At 44.2% G+C, this 15,071-nt stretch carries 10 protein-coding genes; 5 read left to right on the top strand and 5 right to left on the bottom strand.

Features of this window, described 5'->3' with window-relative positions; translation table 11 throughout:
* Positions 1-354 precede the first annotated feature (354 nt).
* The gene (fadR, locus tag AB8613_RS13880; RefSeq protein ID WP_060982306.1) at positions 355-1,194 is read left to right on the top strand and encodes a fatty acid metabolism transcriptional regulator FadR; all 840 of its coding nucleotides are present in this window, start codon (positions 355-357) and stop codon (positions 1,192-1,194) included.
* A gap of 178 nt (positions 1,195-1,372) precedes the next feature.
* Here the strand turns inward: fadR and AB8613_RS13885 are convergent, their stop codons facing one another.
* Positions 1,373-1,852 carry a DUF1456 family protein gene (locus AB8613_RS13885; RefSeq protein ID WP_010437231.1) on the bottom strand — a complete coding sequence of 160 codons (480 nt, stop codon included), beginning with the start codon at positions 1,850-1,852 and terminating at the stop codon, positions 1,373-1,375.
* Positions 1,853-2,072: 220 nt separating this feature from the next.
* Positions 2,073-4,133: a methionine--tRNA ligase gene (gene metG, locus AB8613_RS13890; RefSeq protein ID WP_146492228.1), complete on the bottom strand. Its 2,061-nt coding sequence runs from the start codon at positions 4,131-4,133 to the stop codon at positions 2,073-2,075.
* Positions 4,134-4,290: 157 nt separating this feature from the next.
* Between metG and apbC the strand changes: the two genes are divergently transcribed.
* The 3 genes from apbC to AB8613_RS13905 all read left to right on the top strand — a co-directional run bounded on the left by apbC (position 4,291) and on the right by AB8613_RS13905 (position 8,499).
* Complete coding sequence (gene apbC, locus AB8613_RS13895; protein WP_136981695.1) at positions 4,291-5,367, top strand: iron-sulfur cluster carrier protein ApbC; 1,077 nt, start codon at positions 4,291-4,293, stop codon at positions 5,365-5,367.
* Between the two features lie 257 nt (positions 5,368-5,624).
* Positions 5,625-6,266 carry a uridine kinase gene (gene udk, locus AB8613_RS13900; RefSeq protein WP_086712923.1) on the top strand — a complete coding sequence of 214 codons (642 nt, stop codon included), beginning with the start codon at positions 5,625-5,627 and terminating at the stop codon, positions 6,264-6,266.
* A gap of 106 nt (positions 6,267-6,372) precedes the next feature.
* Entirely contained in the window at positions 6,373-8,499 is a 2,127-nt protein-coding gene (locus AB8613_RS13905; RefSeq protein ID WP_372383974.1) for an AsmA family protein, read from the top strand.
* A gap of 210 nt (positions 8,500-8,709) precedes the next feature.
* Here AB8613_RS13905 and cobO read toward each other — a convergent pair whose 3' ends face one another.
* A complete protein-coding gene (gene cobO / locus AB8613_RS13910) occupies positions 8,710-9,315 on the bottom strand; it encodes a cob(I)yrinic acid a,c-diamide adenosyltransferase (protein WP_146492226.1) in 606 nt (201 codons plus the stop codon).
* An 84-nt stretch (positions 9,316-9,399) separates the two neighbouring features.
* Here cobO and AB8613_RS13915 point away from each other — a divergent pair, with 84 nt between their 5' ends.
* Complete coding sequence (locus tag AB8613_RS13915) at positions 9,400-9,849, top strand: low molecular weight protein-tyrosine-phosphatase (RefSeq protein WP_146492225.1); 450 nt, start codon at positions 9,400-9,402, stop codon at positions 9,847-9,849.
* 158 nt (positions 9,850-10,007) lie between these two features.
* Here the strand turns inward: AB8613_RS13915 and AB8613_RS13920 are convergent, their stop codons facing one another.
* Together AB8613_RS13920 and rne are read right to left on the bottom strand one after the other, a co-directional pair.
* Positions 10,008-11,555 (bottom strand): SulP family inorganic anion transporter, encoded by a 1,548-nt coding sequence (locus tag AB8613_RS13920; RefSeq protein ID WP_060982310.1) that lies wholly within the window; start codon positions 11,553-11,555, stop codon positions 10,008-10,010.
* Between the two features lie 258 nt (positions 11,556-11,813).
* Positions 11,814-14,942, bottom strand: coding sequence for a ribonuclease E (rne, locus tag AB8613_RS13925; RefSeq protein WP_372383975.1), 3,129 nt, complete (start codon positions 14,940-14,942; stop codon positions 11,814-11,816).
* Positions 14,943-15,071: the final 129 nt, after the last annotated feature.

A 15,071-nucleotide genomic window follows, 5' to 3' on the forward strand; every position in this document is an offset into this window, starting at 1 on the left:
TAAAATGTGATAAAAACCGACTAGAATCAATATTTCAGCGAAATGATTGAAATTTACAGAATAACGACGGTTTATATATGATTATTACAACTTAATATTGCAAATTAATAACTTTGAAAATATGACCAATCTCGTTGATTTAAAAGAAAATTTGTTGTGTTAATGATTTGTTGAAATGGTAGTTTGTAGTCGCTTGCTTTCTAAATCTAGGGTGCAAAGGCGTGCTGAACTTTAGAGTTTTAACTCTACTGCTATTTTGAGTGAGTAAAATTTTTGCGGGTGTTTCCGCTAGGTGTGAACTAGTGGTATGATGAGTAAATTAGAACAGAATAATTAAATTGGATTGAAGTGTAGATGGTCATTAAGGCGAAGAGCCCGGCAGGATTTGCAGAAAAGTATATCATTGAAAGTATTTGGAATGGCCGTTTCCCTCCAGGTTCTATCTTGCCCGCAGAGCGTGAGCTTTCTGAGCTGATTGGTGTTACACGTACTACGCTTCGTGAAGTACTACAACGTCTTGCTCGCGACGGTTGGTTGACAATCCAACACGGCAAGCCAACTAAAGTTAATCAGTTTATGGAAACCTCAGGTCTTCATATCCTAGATACGTTAATGACGTTAGACGTTGATAACGCAAGCAAAATGGTAGAAGACTTGCTTGCTGCGCGCACGAATATCAGCCCGATCTTTATGCGTTATGCATTTAAAGCAAATAAAGAAGCTTCAGAACGTACGATCAGTAACGTGATTGAATCTTGTGAAGCGCTACTTGCGGCACCGACTTGGGATGAGTTCTTAGAATCATCGCCATACGCTGACAAGATCAAACAAGCGGTAAAAGAAGATTCGGAAAAAGATGAAGCGAAACGTCAGACGATTTTAATCGCGAAGACTTTCAACTTCTATGACTACATGCTTTTCCAGCGTTTGGCATTTCACTCAGGCAACCAGATTTACGGCCTGATCTTTAACGGTGTGCGTAAACTGTATGACCGTATCGGTAGCTACTACTTCTCTAACCCAGAAGCACGACGTTTAGCGATGGACTTTTATAAAGAGTTGTTCATTATCTGCGAAAGTGGCGAGCGCGAAACTTTGCCATTAGTGATTCGTAACTACGGTATCGCAAGTGCGCAAATTTGGAATGAAATGAAAACGACATTGCCAACGAATTTTACAGAAGACGACAGCTAAGTTTTTTCATTAAAGTACGGTTAGGTTGGTTTACTTATTAAGTAAACGACGTAAAGAAAGCAAAAAAGCGGCGAGATAATTTGATTATCTCGCCGCTTTTTATTTATTGATAGTTGCTAGAACTTACCAGTGGGGCAGATACTTACCTATAAATAGTAACTTATCTATGAGTAGCAACTTACCCCGCAAACTCTTCTGAGTCTGGGCGATTGGTAAATTGCACACCGTTTAGAAAATCGCAAAGTAGTTGGTCTTCACACACTTTGTAGTTTTTGTTTTCTGGTTTGCGGAAGTAAGCACCGATTTCGTACTTGCTCAAGCTAATGCCAACCACTTCTAGTACGTCCAAAACATCTTCTGCTTTCATGTTTAATGCAATTCGAAGCTTCATGAAAATCATGTTGTTAGTCAGTGCAACTTCAGGTTTAGGTTGTTCGCCTTCTTTTTTACCACGCTTAAGGTTGATGAAACCATTTAGGAATACTGCTAACTCTTTATCTTTCATCTTAGAGCATGACTTGTCGTTGTCGTCTTTTAGCCAGTTAATCACTTGGTCATGAGCAACGGTTACATCAGCTTGTTCAATTGCTTTGATGATTTGTGCATTTTTAAGGTTTAGTGCGTGTTGAATACGACGCAAGATTTCGTTGTTAGTCACTGGGGATTCCTAAAAAGGGTTTTAGAGTAAAGAGGTGTTGGTTAGTCCATTATCGTCGACAAACCAATTTCTACTCTACATAGCATAGTTGACGGCGACTCTAACAGAGAACGCTTATTTTCGGTAGATATAAAAAATCCCCAATGCTTATTAACTCTTTCAAGTTAAAAGTGCATTAGGGATTTAGTTATGAGTGCTTGTTATCTGACTGAAATCAGAATTACATTACACGCATACCAGGTTGAGCACCTTCGTGTGGCTCAAGGATCCATAGGTCGCTGCCGCCAGGGCCCGCTGCTAGGATCATGCCTTCCGACATGCCAAACTTCATCTTACGAGGTTTTAGGTTTGCTACCATTACGGTTAGCTTGCCTTCTAGCTCTTCAGGTTTGTATGCTGACTTGATGCCAGAGAATACTTGGCGAGTCTCACCACCGATGTCCAGCTGGAACTTCAGTAGTTTGTTCGCTTTTGGTACTTCTTCACAAGAGATGATACGAGCAATACGCATGTCTACTGCTGCAAAAGCATCGAACTCAATCTCGTCTGCGATTGGTTCTTTGTCTAGCTCAGTTTGACTTGCTTGTTCTTTTTCAGCTTCTGCTTTTTCTTTCGCTGCTGCTTCAGCGGCTGCATCTTCTTTAGAAGACTCAACCATTGCTTCCACTTTCTTAGGATCAATACGGTTGAATAGTGCTTTGAACTTAGTGATCTCGTGATCAGTTAGTGGAGTCGCAATCGCTTCCCACGTGAGCTCTTCGTTTAGGAAAGCTTCAGTGCGAGCTGCAAGCTCTGGCATCACTGGTTTTAGGTAAGCCATCAGTACGCGGAATAGGTTAATACCTACAGAAGACACTTGTTGAAGCTCAGCTTCTTTGCCTTCTTCTTTTGCAAGAACCCAAGGTGCTTTTTCATCGATGTACTGGTTAGCTTTATCCGCTAGTGCGGTGATTTCACGAATAGCACGGCTGAATTCACGAGATTCGTATAGCTCACCGATACGCTCAGCGGCAGCAACGAATTCGTTGTAAAGCTCTGGTTCTGCAAATTCAGCAGCTAGCTTGCCTTCGAAGCGCTTAGTGATGAAACCTGCGTTACGAGAAGCTAGGTTAACAATCTTGTTTACTACGTCAGCGTTTACACGTTGAGTGAAGTCTTCAAGGTTAAGGTCTAAATCATCGATACGGCTGTTTAGTTTCGCAGCGTAGTAGTAACGCAGACACTCAGGGTCTAGGTGGTTTAGGTACGTGCTCGCTTTGATGAATGTGCCTTTCGACTTAGACATCTTCGCGCCGTTTACTGTTACGTAGCCGTGTACGAATACGTTGTTTGGTTTACGGAAACCTGCGCCGTCTAGCATTGCTGGCCAGAATAGGCTGTGGAAGTAAACGATGTCTTTACCGATGAAGTGGTAAAGCTCAGTTGTGCTGTCTTTCTTCCAGTATTCATCGAAGTTTAGATCGTCACGCTTGTCACATAGGTTCTTGAAAGAAGCCATGTAGCCAACAGGTGCGTCTAGCCATACGTAGAAGAACTTGTCTTTTTCGCCTGGGATTTCAAAGCCAAAGTAAGGTGCATCACGTGAGATATCCCATTGTTGCAGACCAGACTCAAACCATTCCTGCATTTTGTTTGCAGTTTCATTCTGTAGAGAGCCAGAACGAGTCCACTCTTTAAGCATGCTTTCGAATTGAGGTAGGTCGAAGAAGAAGTGCTCAGAGTCTTTCATTACTGGAGTTGCGCCAGAAACCGCTGATTTAGGGTTAATCAGTTCAGTTGGGCTGTATGTCTCACCACAGTTATCACAGTTATCACCATACTGGTCTTCTGACTTACACTTAGGGCAAGTACCTTTTACGAAGCGATCTGGTAGGAACATCTCTTTCTCAGGATCGAAAAGCTGAGAAATAGTACGGCTAGAAATGAAGCCGTTCTTTTTAAGTTCTAGGTAGATGTGTGAAGCCAGTTCACGGTTCTCTTCGCTGTGTGTGCTGTGGTAGTTATCAAAGCTGATATCAAAGCCAGCGAAGTCTTTTTGGTGCTCTTCACTAACAGCAGCGATCATCTCTTCTGGCGTGATACCCATCTGTTGAGCTTTAAGCATAATTGGCGTGCCGTGAGCATCGTCAGCACAGATGAAGTTTACAGTGTTGCCACGCAGACGCTGGTATCGAACCCAGATATCAGCTTGGATATGCTCAAGCATATGGCCAAGGTGAATAGAGCCGTTAGCGTACGGAAGCGCACAAGTTACCAAAAGTTGTCTTGGATCAGTTGCCATACTTAATAATTCGCTTTTTTGATAGGTATAAATTTGAGAGGTAATACTACTTTATAACGTGTGATACGCCAAGGTATCAGACAAAGGATTCCCTTAGTTTTTTAGGGGTTCAGTCTTCATCTCGTGGGTGATAGCATAAATAAAAAAAGGAGCCCCAATGCGTAACTTTACTTCTAAGCAAGATTTCTGTTCATGGTTGAATGAGTTCGAGTCACCAATCCTCATCCCAGAGTGGGCGCTACACCAAAATATTGTCTCGGTTGATCCGCGTGGATCATTTGTTATCACCTTACCTTTTGCTGCTAATCAGCTCGCGGTTGAATTGGAACAGTGGATCCACTCTCAGATTGAACAACAACTTGTTAGCGCTTTTCAGTTTGAAGTAAAAGTGAAGCCGTCTGCGCTGGAAACCACTGTCGCGACGCCATTGAAGGGGGTTAAGAATATAATCGCCGTGACGTCGGCAAAGGGTGGGGTGGGTAAATCGACGACGTCAGTTAACCTTGCGCTTGCGTTATCTAAGTCTGGTTCAAAAGTGGGTTTGTTGGATGCGGATATCTACGGCCCATCAGTGCCTATGATGCTCGGCCAGCTAGACGCAAAACCAGAAGTACAGAACAACAAATGGATGATGCCAATCGAAGCTCATGGCATTTTCACTCACTCTATTGGCTATCTTGTGTCGAAAGACGATGCGGCAATCTGGCGAGGCCCAATGGCAGCTAAGGCTTTGGGGCAGCTTGTTAATGAAACCGTATGGCCAGAGTTGGATTACCTTGTTATCGACATGCCACCTGGTACGGGTGATATTCAACTGACATTGTCACAACAGATCCCAGTGACAGGCGCGGTAGTGGTGACTACACCTCAAGATTTGGCATTAGCGGATGCGCGTAAAGGCGTAGCGATGTTTGATAAGGTGAGTGTGCCAGTCGCAGGCTTAGTTGAAAACATGAGCTATCATATTTGTAGTCACTGTGGTGAGAAAGAGCATATCTTTGGTGCTGGTGGTGCTGAAGCCATGTCAGAAGAGTTTTACCTCGATATTTTGGCTCAGATCCCTCTTCATATTGATGTGCGAGAAGACATCGATGCAGGTTGTCCGACGGTGATTCGTCGTCCAGATAGTGAACATACGCGTCATTACTTAGAGCTTGCTGAGAATGTGGCTGCGAAGATGTTCTGGACCGGCAAGGCGAGACCAGAAGCGATTAACTTCTCGATAGTTGAATAAAGTTGGCCACTCTTAATGTCGTGTAAATCGTGTTGGATTAGATAAACAGCGGTTGGATTTAGGCTGATAGCCTTTGGGGTTGTGCAAATAGTTGTAGGCAAGTTATTTGAAAGCAAACGATTGTCTTAAGTAAATGTATTAAGATCATCAATTTGACTGCAATTAGCTAAAATCGCGACTAGAATCTATGTGCTTTAGCCCCTATAATCAGGCGGTTTATCTCTTCCCACCACCAAACCATATCGGGTGCAAAATTAATGTCTGATAATAATCAATGTGTCATCGTAGGTATCGCTGGCGCTTCAGCTTCAGGAAAAAGTCTGATTGCTAGTACAATTTATAATGAATTGCGCGAAAAAGTAGGCGACCATCAAATTGGTGTTATCACGGAAGATTGCTATTACAGCGACCAAAGCCACTTGAGTATGGAAGAGCGTGTTAAAACTAACTACGATCACCCAAATGCACTAGATCATGATCTTTTATGTGAACATCTACAGCAGCTAATGAGTGGCAACTCCGTAGAAGTTCCTGAATACAGCTACACAGAGCACACACGTACTTCTGAAACGACTACACTTACTCCTAAGAAAGTGATCATTTTAGAGGGTATTCTGCTTCTAACAGACCCGCGTCTTCGTAAACTAATGCACGCAAGTGTGTTTATGGATACACCATTAGACATCTGTCTACTACGCCGTGTTAAGCGTGATGTAGAAGAGCGTGGTCGTACAATGGACACTGTACTTAAGCAATACCAACAAACAGTACGTCCAATGTTCATGCAGTTTATCGAGCCTTCAAAACAACATGCAGACATCATCGTTCCTCGTGGTGGTAAAAACCGTATTGCGATTGATGTGCTAAAAGCGCACATTGCGAAGTTGTTGAAGTCTTAATCGAATAAAATTTTGCCTAAGTGACTCACTTAGCTTTATTTTTTACCGAATCAGTGGCACTTTTATAGTGCCACTTTCTTTTGGAATCTAAGCAAGGAATATGCGGATGAAGAAACTACTCATTTTCATAGCTGTACCAGTGTCTGTTGTCATTGCAGCAATTCTGGCACTAGTGCTGTTAGTGAATCCCAACCAATTTAAGCCATTAATTGTCGAACAAGCCCAAAAACACACTGGCCTAGAGCTCGTGATCGAGGGCGATATCAGCTGGCAATTCTTCCCATCTATTGGCTTTGAACTTGGTCAAACTGAATTACGTAACCCAGAAGGGTTCACTCAACCAAATCTATTCAAGGTTGATACCGTTGGCGTTGATGTTTCGGTTACTCCGCTATTTAGCAACCAACTAGAGATCGGCAACATCACTCTAGACGGTGCAGAATTTTATTTAGAAACGCTTAAAGATGGTCGCAAGAACATTGATGCGTTAACACAAGCGTCAGCGCCTCAAGAGTCTGAACCAGCTGCAGATACCAATACTGAATCAGCTCCAGCACCTCAAGAACAAAGCGCAACGGAAGCATCTGGTTGGACGATTAACCTAGCAGGTGTCACTGTATCAAACGCACTGTTTGAAATGGACGACAAGCAAGCGGGTTCATTCACTAAGTTATACGATGTGTCTTTGAACTTATCTGAGTTCGCTGTGGATACATGGACAACGGCAACCTTCGCCGCTTCTGGTGAAAACAATCAACAGAAATTCTCTGCACAAGGCAGTGCAGAATTCAAGTTAGCTGAAGGCTTCGCAAGTTACGCACTTCGTAATATTGACTTAAACGCTAAGTTCAATGATCCATCGACGTCGATTGAGTCAGCAAAAATTGGCTTGAATACGTTTGAGTTCGATAAGGTAAACCAACTGACTTACGCTGTAATCGGTAACGCGGCTGGCCTTGACCTTGATCTTAAAGGTGGCGGTGAACTTACTGTTGATAGCGCGATTTCAAAAGTAACGCTGAACAAATTAACGTTAGACTCAACATTCAAAGGCGACACGCTTCCTCAGTCTCCAATGAAAGTCGACATGCTGTCTGACTTAAGCTTCGATCTTAACAAGAGCCACCTGAGCTTTGTGTTAGAGAAGCTACAAGCTAACGCTATTGCATTAGATGGTAAAGCAGACGTAACCCTATCTGAAATACCAAAGGTTCGTTTCTCTCTTCATAGCCCGAATATTGATTTGGACGAGTTCCTAGGCTTAGGCAATACAACAGAAACAGCGAGCACTGCTCCTTCTGGTTCTGCTGGTGGCTCAACGTCAAACTCTGGTAGTTCAGCTCCAGCTAAAGAAGTGGAACCTGATCTGTCGGCTCTGAAAACGTTAGACGTGAAAGGTGACATCACGATTGATAAGTTCAAGGCGAACAACGCGAAAATGCAGAATGTTAAAACGGCATTTTCAGTTAACCGCGGTGTGGCTGAATTGACTTCATTCACATCGAATCTTTACCAAGGTTCTATTTCAGCTACGGCTAAGCTAGACGCTCGTAAAACACCGGCGACTTACACGGCTAAGAAGAAAATCAAAGGCGTGAAAGTACAACCGTTACTGATTGATGTTGCGGATAACGATATGCTGGAAGGTACGGGCAATATCGATGTTAATGTGAAAGGTAAGAGCCTGACTCCGACGGGTATTAAGAAGAACCTAGTTGGTACTATCGCGATTAACTTTGAAGATGGTGCAGTTAACGGCATCAACGTAGCTCAACTGATTCGAGAAAACTACGCTAAGATCAAGGGCGAGAAAGTTGAAAGCACAAATGAAGCTCAAAAAACGGACTTCAGTGCAATGAAAGCGACGCTGAAAGTGGATAAAGGTTGGGTTTCAACTACCGACTTATCAGCACAGTCGCCATTGTTACGCGTGACAGGTCAAGGTAAAGCAAACTTCATCAATGAAACGGTCGATTTCCTGGTGCGTACATCAATTGTGGGTTCACTTGAAGGTCAGGGCGGTAAGAGTATTGACGATCTGAAAGATGTGACAATCCCAATTAAGGTAACTGGCCAGTGGGCTGACCCGAAATTCGCACTTGTTTTTGATGATGTGTTGAAGCAGAAAGCACAGAAAGAAATTGACCGTGGTGTGAACAAGCTGACGGACAAGTTCAAAGACGAGAAAACTAAAGAAGCAGTTGATGGTTTATTGAAAGGTTTCTTTAACTAAACGTTTTTAACTCGTATATAAAAGAAGCGCCATTCCTACGGTAGGAATGGCGCTTTTGTTTGGGTGCTTATAATACTTTCGAAAGATTCTCTATGACACGCGTCACTCGCTCTAGGGAATGACGATAGGTGGTTAAGAGCGTGACAGTCTAGTGGGCGTCATCCTCGAGAGGGAAGAATGAGCGAGAAGGGGATCTCTGGTTTAATGTGATTACCAGTCAACGCCTTGCAGAGCTTTAACTCCAGACTCGAAAGCGTGCTTTACGTTACGAACTTCAGACACGGTATCGGCCATGTCCGTTAAAGTGCGATGTGCTCCACGGCCAGTAATGATCACGGATTGCATTTTCGGACGGTTATTCAGTGCTTCTACCACTTCATCCAGTTCAATGTAGCCGTAACTCACCATGTAAGTCAGTTCATCAAACAGAATCACATCAATCGACTCATCGGCTAGCATGCGTTTACACTCTTTCCACACGCGCTGTGCGGCTTCGATATCTTGAGCCTTGTTTTGAGTTTCCCAAGTAAAGCCAGTACCCATCACTTGAAACTCTACATCGAGCTTTTGCAGGACATTCTTTTCGCCGTTATCCCAAGTTCCTTTTACAAACTGAGCGACGGCACACTTCTTACCATGGCCGACTGCACGTGTAATCGTACCAAAACCGGATGTTGATTTACCTTTACCGTTACCAGTAATAACCAACAATAGGCCTTTTACTTCTTGTGCTGCAGCGACACGAGCATCGACTTGTTCTTTTACTTTCTGTTGTCTTGCTTTGTGGCGTTGTTCTTTGTTGTCTTCAGTCGACATAACAAATCCTTTTAAGTTGTGATTGCGCCTATCATAGCCTAACTTAACGATAGCAAAAACCATCGGAAGAACAGGTGATTAGGGATGAAAAAGATACTTGTGGTTTGTATGGGGAATATTTGCCGTTCGCCAACAGGTGAAGCGGTACTAAGGAAGAAAGCGCAACAACTGGATATTGACGTTGTGGTTGACTCTGCAGGGACGATTGGTTTTCATCAAGGCAACCCGCCAGACTCGCGTTCGAAATCTGCAGGAGAGAAGCGAGGCTACAGCTTTAAGGGGATTATTTCTCGTAAAGTGGTTGATAATGACTTCGAAGAATTTGACCTGATACTCGCGGCAGATAGAGCCAATTTAGACGACTTAATGAGCCAGTGTCCAGCTCACTTCCAATACAAGCTTGCGTTATTTTTAAGCTTTGGAGAGTCACAATATCAAGAGGTCCCCGATCCCTATTATGGTGAGGGAAATGGCTTTGAATTGGTGTTGGATTTAATCGAAGAGTCTAGCGAAGCGATATTGCGTTCATTGTAGTGTGTAATCACGCTGAGTACGCTTAACGTAGGTAGTATTTGAAGTAGTCATAATTCGTCCTCAATGTGTAAACACATTTTAGGACGGGACATAGATATAAAAAAAAGCCGACATTGAATGCCGGCCTTTCTAAATCTAACTTAAAGCTACTGCTAAGATTACTTAGACATTACTTTGTAGATTGGGTCTTCTGCAACGTTCGCCTCAACTAAGCTACCTGCTTTGTGCAGCATAGCAACACAGTCTTGGCTTAGGTGGCGAAGGTGAAGTGTTTTACCTAATGCCGCGTAACGTTCAGCAATCGTATCGATCGCTTCAATTGCAGAGTGGTCAGTAACGCGTGAGTTTGCGAAATCAACGACTACATCTTGTGGATCGTTATATGCGTCAAACAACTCTAGGAAGTTAGCCGTTGAACCAAAGAAGATTGGACCGTTAACTTTGTACTCTTTAGAGCCTTCAGCGTTTACAGACGTGTCTGCGTAGATGTGTTTAGCATGTTGCCAAGCAAACATCAGCGCTGAAGCTACAACACCCACACCTACTGCGACAGCAAGGTCGGTCAGTACTGTTACTACGGTAACAAGAACGATAACGAAGAAGTCTTGCTTAGGAACGCGACGTGCAAGCTTGAAGGTTGCCCACTCAAATGTACCGATAACAACCATGAACATTACGCCCACAAGTGCTGCTAGAGGAATCATTTCAATCAGTGCAGAACCGAACAGGATGAACATGAGTAGTGCAACTGCCGCTACAATACCTGAAAGGCGACCACGACCGCCTGAGTTTACGTTGATCATCGATTGACCGATCATCGCACAACCACCCATCGCGCCAAATACTGAACACGTTACGTTAGCCATACCTTGACCAACACATTCACGGTTAGATTGACCACGAGTGTTTGTCATTTCATCTAGTACTGTCAGTGTCAGTAGAGACTCGATCAGGCCGATAGCCGCAAGAATAATTGCGTAAGGCAGGATGATCTGTAGTGTCTCAAAAGAAAACGGAACAGCAGGAATAGAGAACGTTGGTAGAGAACCCGCTAGCGTTGCAGCTTCGTCACCAGACATCGTACGTAGGAAGTCGACAACAGTTCGAGTTTCAAGGTCAAGACCTACAACCAAAGCTGTTACTGTAACAATAGCAACCAATGAAGATGGTACCGCTGTTGTTAGCTTAGGTAGGAAGTGGATGATAGCCATTGTAAGGGCTACTAGACCCAGCATTAGTGTCATTTGACCGCTTGGTAACCAAGTTAGTGCACCTGTTACGTCTGGTGCTTTAAATTGACCAAGCTGAGCTAGGAAGATAACAATTGCCAAACCGTTCACGAAACCAATCATTACTGGGTGTGGAACGATACGGATAAATTTACCTAGCTTAAATACACCCGCTGCAATTTGCAGAAGGCCGGCTAGCATAACTGCCGCAAATAGGTATTGAACGCCATGGGTTGCCACTAGGCTCACCATTACAACAGCCATTGCGCCAGTTGCACCAGAAATCATACCTGGACGACCGCCGAAGACAGAAGTAATTAAACCTACGATGAATGCTGCGTATAGACCAACCATTGGGTCAACGCCTGCAACAAAGGCGAATGCTACGGCTTCAGGTACCAGAGCTAGGGCTACTGTAAGACCTGAAAGCACATCATTCTTTACAGAGTGCTTTGAAAATTGTGGGAATTCGAACATGTTTGCTCAGCTATGCTTAAGATGGATTTACCGACACGGGTGTATTGCGTAGCCAAACAGTGATGGAAAAGAGCGGCAATAGCGAAGTGTCGAAAAGATAAGTGCGCGAATGCTACCCAAAAATGTGATTAAGTTCAAGGTTGAACCTAACTTTGAGTAATATATCTGTTAATTTTTATTCGATTAGTAGATATGAAAAAGGCTGCTTTAATAAGCAGCCTTTGATTCTATTTACTTGCGATTATCTATCAGTAATCACTAGTAGTTTGGCTTTGTCATCGCCGCGCCAGCTTTGTTCGACGCTGCCTGACTGCCTGCACCTTTCGATACAAAACGTTCAGTGCGGAACGGAGCTGCAATCACTTCAATCTCTTTGATCTCTTGAGGACCAGGAGCTTTAGTCATTGGTGAACCGGCTTGTTTCTTAGCAACTGCTGCCTTTGGTGCCGCTTTAGGAGCTTCTGTTTTTACAACAGGTGCTTCTTCAACTTTTGCACTTTCAGCTTTAGGCGCTTCAGCTTCAACAACTGGTGCTGCTTCTGCTACAACAGGCGCTTCAACTTTCGTCGCTTCTGCAATCACTGGAGCTTCAACTTTCGCAGTTTCAACGACCACTGGTGCTTCTTCAACGACTGCAGGAGCTTCAACTACAGCAGGAGTCTCAGCTACTTGAGCTTCAACAGCAGCTTCTTCGCGACGGATAATCACTTTGCCCATAGCTAGTTCAGGACATGCGAAGCCGCCAGCCATTGCTACGTTGCTTTGTGGTGCCGTCTCTAGAGTAACATTCTGCTCTTGAACAGATGTTTGAGCTTCAGCTACTACTTGAACTTCAGCCACTTCAGGTTTTGCTTGCTTGTGGTGAGGTTTTGGAATGAAGCGAGGCATCACTTTACCCATAGCCATCTCTGGAGAAGCTACACCACCTTTACGTAGGCGGAATGGGTTAGGGCGACGATCACGACCGCGACGACGACGTTGACCACTTGCACGTAGGTGACGTGGAGAACGACGGTTACGACGTTGTTTCGGCTCTTCCTGTTCAGTTTGCTCTGCATTCGCTTGAGTTGCTTCTACTTGTTCCGCAACTTTTTGCTCTTGAGCTACTGATTGTTCTTTTGAAACAGATAGTTCTTTAGCAGCAACTTGCTCTTTTGAAGCATTATCTTCAGCTTGAGCTTGCTGGTCTTTAACACGAACTTGCTTGTTCAGTTTACGACGCTGACGACGCTCTTTAATCTTAGCTGCTTTCGCTTCAGGCTTAGCCTTAGGCGCTTCCGGTTTTCCAGCTTGTGCTTCTGCCGCTAGCTGTAGACCTTCTTCTGCTAATTTAGATGGTGCTTGCTCTTCGCGTTGCTTCTGCTCATCACGTGGCTTATTGCGACGGTCTTGCTTAGGCTTACGAGGCTGACGATTTTGCTGTGGAGCTGCCTCTTTCTGCTCTTCAGGTTTCTCATCACGTGCAGGCTTACGACGACGTTTGTTGTCACGGTTTTCGTTACGATTGTCACCACGCTCACCACGCTCACCACGTTGGTTACGACGACGGTTATCGTTACGATCACGGCGTTGACGGTTGCCGTTGTTGCGATTGTTTTTAGGTTTTTCTTCTTGCTTCTCTTCTTCTTTCTTCTCTTCTTGAGTTGAAGAGCCAAATAAGAAGCTACCGATAGCTTTGAAGAAACGACCAATTAGACCTGATTCTTGAGTTGCTGATGGCTCAGCTTTTTTCTCTTCTACAGCTTTAGGTGCTGGAGCGGGAGTTGGTGCCGATTGAGCCGGAGCTGCGAAGCCTTTCAGTGCAGGTTCTTCGATCTTCTTAGGACGAATAGTCTGTTCAGCTGGCTCTTTGCTTTCCGCTTCTTTTAGAGCTTCTAGCTTGTTAGGCAGCAAGTAAGAGAGTAGATCGAACTCTTCACCTTCACGAACACGGATAACCTCAAAGTGCGGCGTTTCCATGTCTGAGTTAGGAACAACAGTGATCTTAACTTCTTGGTTCTTCTCGATGTGGTTTACTGAGCGACGTTTTTCGTTCAGAAGGTAAGAAGCGATTGGAACAGGTACAACAGCAAGTACTTGTGCTGTGTTGTCTTTTAGAGCTTCTTCTTCAATCAAACGTAGAACAGAAAGTGCTAGAGATTCGTTATCACGAACAACACCAGTACCTGTACAACGAGGACAAATGTGGTGGCTTGCTTCTGCTAGTGATGGGCTCAAACGTTGACGAGACATCTCTAGAAGACCAAAGCGAGAAATACGACCAATCTGAACACGTGCGCGATCTAAACGAACGGCATCACGTAGACGGCTTTCTACTTCGCGTTGGTGACGAACCGGAGTCATATCGATAAAGTCGATTACAACAAGGCCACCTAGGTCACGCAGACGTAATTGACGGGCAATTTCATCAGCTGCTTCTAGGTTAGTGTTAAGTGCTGTTTCTTCAATATCGCCGCCCTTTGTTGCACGAGCAGAGTTGATATCGATAGAAGTCAGTGCTTCTGTTGGGTCGATTACGATAGAACCACCAGATGGAAGACGAACTTCACGTTGGAAAGCAGATTCAATCTGGCTTTCAATCTGGTAATGGCTGAATAGTGGCACTTCACCATCGTATTTCTTAACGCGATTCATGAAATCTGGGCGTATTAATTGAATGTGCGCTTGTGCACGTTCAAAAATAGTATTGCTGTCGATTAGAATCTCGCCAATATCACGACGTAGGTAGTCACGAATCGCACGAACGATAACGTTACTCTCTTGGTGAATTAAGAAAGGAGCTGCATTTGAATCAGAAGCTTGCTTGATAGCGCCCCAGTGATTCAGTAGTACGTTTAGGTCCCACTCTAGCTCTTCTGCACTTTTACCAACACCCGCTGTACGCACGATTAGGCCCATACCTTGAGGAAGCTCAAGAGTGCTTAATGCTGCTTTCAGTTGAGTGCGTTCATCACCTTCGATACGACGAGAAATACCGCCTGCACGAGGGTTATTAGGCATAAGAACTAAGTAACTACCAGCCAAAGAGATGAAAGTTGTCAGTGCAGCACCTTTGCTACCACGTTCTTCTTTCTCTACTTGTACGATTACTTCTTGGCCTTCTTTTAGCACTTCTTTAATGCTAGGACGGCCTTGGTATGTATAACCTTCAGGGAAGTATTCGCGGGCAATTTCTTTAAGAGGGAGGAAACCGTGACGTTCTGCGCCGTAATCAACGAATGCCGCTTCTAGGCTTGGTTCAATACGGGTAATACGTCCTTTGTAGATATTCGCTTTCTTTGACTCGTGACCTGGACTTTCGATATCTAGATCGAACAGTCGCTGGCCATCAACCAAAGCGACACGCAACTCTTCTTTTTGAGTTGCGTTAATTAACATTCTTTTCATTTAGAAATTCTCATTGTCTTTTCTTATTTTCATCATTGTTCTTATCGCTTTATTTCGTTTCTCATGGTGCCAGATCCCATGGCTTTATCGGTGCAGCCTCCCGGCTGGAGAGGGATGCTCTGGGGCACG

This window comes from Vibrio sp. BS-M-Sm-2, assembly GCF_041504345.1.
Classification (GTDB): Bacteria; Pseudomonadota; Gammaproteobacteria; order Enterobacterales; family Vibrionaceae; genus Vibrio; species Vibrio satsumensis.

Coding starts and splice junctions, on each gene's coding strand:
- fadR (WP_060982306.1), top strand. CDS start 355: ATGGTCATTAAGGCGAAGAGCCCGGCAGGATTTGCAGAAAAGTATATC.
- AB8613_RS13905 (WP_372383974.1), top strand. CDS start 6,373: ATGAAGAAACTACTCATTTTCATAGCTGTACCAGTGTCTGTTGTCATT.
- udk (WP_086712923.1), top strand. CDS start 5,625: ATGTCTGATAATAATCAATGTGTCATCGTAGGTATCGCTGGCGCTTCA.
- cobO (WP_146492226.1), bottom strand. CDS start 9,315: ATGTCGACTGAAGACAACAAAGAACAACGCCACAAAGCAAGACAACAG.
- rne (WP_372383975.1), bottom strand. CDS start 14,942: ATGAAAAGAATGTTAATTAACGCAACTCAAAAAGAAGAGTTGCGTGTC.
- metG (WP_146492228.1), bottom strand. CDS start 4,133: ATGGCAACTGATCCAAGACAACTTTTGGTAACTTGTGCGCTTCCGTAC.
- apbC (WP_136981695.1), top strand. CDS start 4,291: ATGCGTAACTTTACTTCTAAGCAAGATTTCTGTTCATGGTTGAATGAG.
- AB8613_RS13920 (WP_060982310.1), bottom strand. CDS start 11,555: ATGTTCGAATTCCCACAATTTTCAAAGCACTCTGTAAAGAATGATGTG.
- AB8613_RS13915 (WP_146492225.1), top strand. CDS start 9,400: ATGAAAAAGATACTTGTGGTTTGTATGGGGAATATTTGCCGTTCGCCA.